The sequence below is a fragment of the Actinophytocola sp. NPDC049390 genome (assembly GCF_044466355.1).
Classification (GTDB): Bacteria; Actinomycetota; Actinomycetes; order Mycobacteriales; family Pseudonocardiaceae; genus Actinophytocola.
Genome location: NZ_JBITMQ010000046.1, coordinates 1 through 2,739, shown reverse-complemented (window position 1 = coordinate 2,739; position 2,739 = coordinate 1). Strand labels below are relative to the sequence as shown.

The window sequence follows — 2,739 nt, the reverse complement described above, 5'->3', positions numbered from 1 at the left end:
AGGCGGAACCGTGTTTCACACCATGTTCCAGACCACTGACCAGCAGATCCAACCCCAGCCGTAACCCAGAACCGCGATTAGCTGCGGAACCCGGGCGTCACGCGGCCAAGGTTGCGTCAGCGTTCTGGAACTCGTGCGTCCGCTGCTCGTCTCCTCGATCGCGAGCACCATTCGCTTCGAACTCTGCACGAACGATCTTGACGAGTCGTCGAGCTGAGGTGGCACCAATCCCCAGCCGAACACGGAGCGCGTCAGCAGATATTGGCCTTTGGTGAGTCGCCCGGTGAGCGGTGTCCTCCTGCCGCGCCTGTTCCAGGAGGACCTCCCACGGACGGCCGCGGGGCGCCCGCTGATCGAGTTTCGACGGCTTCGCATGCCTACGATCACCCCCAGATCGCCCCGGATCGGCCACCGACTCCTTGGCTTCGACGCTTATTGCCTCGGCGCCGGTGACGCTGTCGCCATCGGCGACAGTCTTGGCGGGATAGGTAGTGCCGATCGCCTGCAAGAAGCCTGGCCCAACCTCCGCCCAGCCGATCAAGAGAAGAGGTCCGACGGCATCGAACGCGGCCTTGCCGTACTCGCCGGCGACGAGTGGGTCCGCAACGTTCAATGCCAGGGTGACCACGCTGGCGAAAATCAGGAGCCGGCGAGCTGGTCGCAACACCTCGTCGGAGGCACCGGCAAGTGCGAGGTGCCGGGTGCCGAGCAGAAGTCCCAGGATCGAGAGGTCTACTGCCGGAGCGACGAGTGGCGCCACCCAGACCGGCACCCCCAACCGAAGGGCGAGGTTGAGAACGTTGCCAAACCCGAAGAGGAAGGTGAGGCCGACGACAACGCCCATGATCACTGTGACGGCTCGAACGACGGTAGCGCCGTCCGAAGCTGATCGAGCTGACAAACTAACTGCGGGCTTGGTCATCGAGGGTCACCTGCTTCGACGCGCGGGCGCCCGTGGGTGTCTCGGGTGGGGATGCCGCGTTCGCGCAGTTTGTTCAGCACGGTGGTGTGGTTGACGCCGAAGTGTTCGCCGACTCGCGCCAGCGACCAGCCGAGCTTGTAGAGGTGGATGGCGTCGTCGACCTGCTCAGGCGAGAGACCCCGGCGGCGCATCGGCACGCCGTGCCGATGGAGGATGTTGCTGACCGTCCGCCGCTCGATGCCGAACCGGTCACCGAGCTCGTACACCGTCGCACCCGCCTGGTAGCCCGCGATCAACTCCTCGACTTGCTCAGAACGGAGTTGCCGGGCCCGCCGGGGCCGGTCGCGCGTGATCGACGACGGCTCGGGGATATCGAGGCTGGGAAGCTTCTCGCGGAGCTCTTCCAGCGCCCTGACCTGGTCTTTTATGTTCGAGTAAGGTCCCCTAACCTCCACAATCGAACAGCACACGAGAATCGCCCGTCGACCTGCGAAGACATGGTCGGCGGGCGATCTTGATTTGTCCGTCGCTTGTGGACGGTGGTACGTGAAACTGGAGCAAAACTGGAGCAGGGCTCTGACCCTGGTGAAACAGGGTCACGAGTGTGCTCCAGGTCACGTGGCCCGATCGGGTGCTGTTGGCCCGGATCTTCGGGAGGGGCGCAAACCCACGCCGACAACCCGTCGGGGGGTGTGGTGGTTTCAGCCATTGCTGGGCCGTGTGCGGGTTCTGTACGCGCCAGCGATGGGTGGCGCAGCGGTGGCCGGTGTCGTTCATGCGGCCGGGAGGTCGTGATGACCCTGCGGTCTGGGCGTTCGTCGCCAGGGCTCGAAACCGACCCCGCTGGTTAAGAGCCAGCGGTCGGTCGTGTCGCTCGAAGTCGCGAGCTGTCGTCACGTGCCGGTTCTGCAGGTAGTTGCTGTTCCCAGTTATCGGCGGATGTCGGGTTATGCCAGTGCGTGTCGCTGCTGCGGAGCACCCAAGGAGCACCCAGCGTCAGCTGTGAGCGTTGCGGAGAAGCTTTGTACATCCCGCCCGACACGCCGTACACACTGGTCACGGGAGCGCGTGGTGCCGTCCTGGCGCAGGTCGAACCCAGTAGTGGGCTCGGGCTCCCTGCTGGCCCGTTTTGGCGGGTGACCGGTGCCGAGACGTGGGGTCCGCCGTTGCCTGGCCGCACGCTCGAGGGCCAGGCGGTGCTGTTCGCCTTCGCCAGGCCCGCGAACGGTCACGCCGCGTCCGCGCTGAGGATCGTCGAGGACTGGGTCGGCCACGACCGCGACGCGCGGCCGCCTTTCCACCCGGCCGTGGAGCGGGCGGTGGCCGTGATCCCGACGCTCCTGGCAGGCGGGCCGGGACGCCTCGACGCAGTCGCCGCCGCGGTCCACCTCTCCCCGTGCCGCCTTGCGCACCTGTTCCCTGCACACGTGGGGATCCTGCTGCGGCCCGCCCACAGCGCCGGTTCACCGACGCGTCGCACTTCACCCGGGTCTCCGGCACCATTTCGGTACCGAGCTCTATGAAGGCAGTCCGTCGTGGGGCTGGAACGTCGCTGTGACGCTTGTGATGTTGTGGGCGCCATAGACGCTGGAGCTGTTTTCTGTCCTTAAGTGGATTCGTCCCTATCAATGGCTCCGTGAGCTGTGGTGTGTCTACCTCACGATCGTTCCCGCGATGGGTCCGTTAGTGACAGGAGTGAGGAATGGCGGCGTGGTTGCGTGGCTCTCACTCGTTTGGTCGTAAGGGATTCGCGTGCGTGCTAATTCGGCTCGGGTTGGCTGGTCTGTGTGGGTGAGTTGGTCTGTTCGGCGGCGGGG

At 65.5% G+C, this 2,739-nt stretch carries 2 protein-coding genes; both read right to left on the bottom strand.

Annotation, left to right across the window (positions count from 1 at the left end; genetic code table 11):
* Window positions 1-97 precede the first annotated feature (97 nt).
* Window positions 98-922, bottom strand: coding sequence for a hypothetical protein (locus tag ACIBVP_RS45700; protein WP_246272191.1), 825 nt, complete (start codon window positions 920-922; stop codon window positions 98-100).
* Complete coding sequence (locus ACIBVP_RS45695) at window positions 919-1,392, bottom strand: hypothetical protein (RefSeq protein ID WP_396112822.1); 474 nt, start codon at window positions 1,390-1,392, stop codon at window positions 919-921. The genes ACIBVP_RS45700 and ACIBVP_RS45695 overlap by 4 nt, the downstream gene beginning before the upstream one ends.
* Window positions 1,393-2,739 lie beyond the last annotated feature (1,347 nt).